The 597-nt window shown below is 48.2% G+C and carries 1 pseudogene; it reads left to right on the top strand.

Annotation, left to right across the window (positions count from 1 at the left end):
- Nucleotides 1-3 precede the first annotated feature (3 nt).
- Nucleotides 4-597: pseudogene (locus tag R8N49_RS28790) on the top strand (lipid A biosynthesis lauroyl acyltransferase); the annotation flags it as partial.

The following is a 597-nucleotide window of genomic DNA, read 5'->3' on the forward strand; positions in this document are numbered from 1 at the left end:
ATTATGAGTAAAGACAAATACACGCAGCCCGAGTTCTCTCTTTCCCTTCTCCATCCTCGTAACTGGGGAGTTTGGCTTGGGTTTGGTCTACTGGCTATCATCGTCAATATTCTTCCTTATCGCCTATTACTGTCTTTGGGGCGTTCACTTGGCAAGCTAGGCATGCGCTATGGCAAAAAGCGCGTGCATATCGCGAAGCGCAACCTTGAGCTGGCATTCCCCGCGAAAACGCCAGAAGAAGTGCAACATATCGTGGAAGAAAACTTCAAGAATACCGGGATGGCACTGATCGAAACCGGTATTACATGGTTTTGGCCTACATGGCGCTTCAAAACGCTCATTGTCGAGAAAGACATCCACGCTCTAAAAGAAAAAGGCGCGGAAGGGAAAGGCGTATTGTTGTGTTGTGTGCACGCTCTTAACTTAGAAATTACCGCGCGAGCTTTTGCTGTTTTAGGTGTTGCGGGTTATGGCGCATTTCGTCCTCACAACAACCCAGCGTACAACTTCATCCAATATTGGGGGCGCACGCACAACGGCAACAAACTGATTGATCGCAAAAATGTGAAAAAGATGATTCGTGTACTGCGCAGCGGC

The organism is Vibrio sp. 1978, assembly GCF_033344345.1.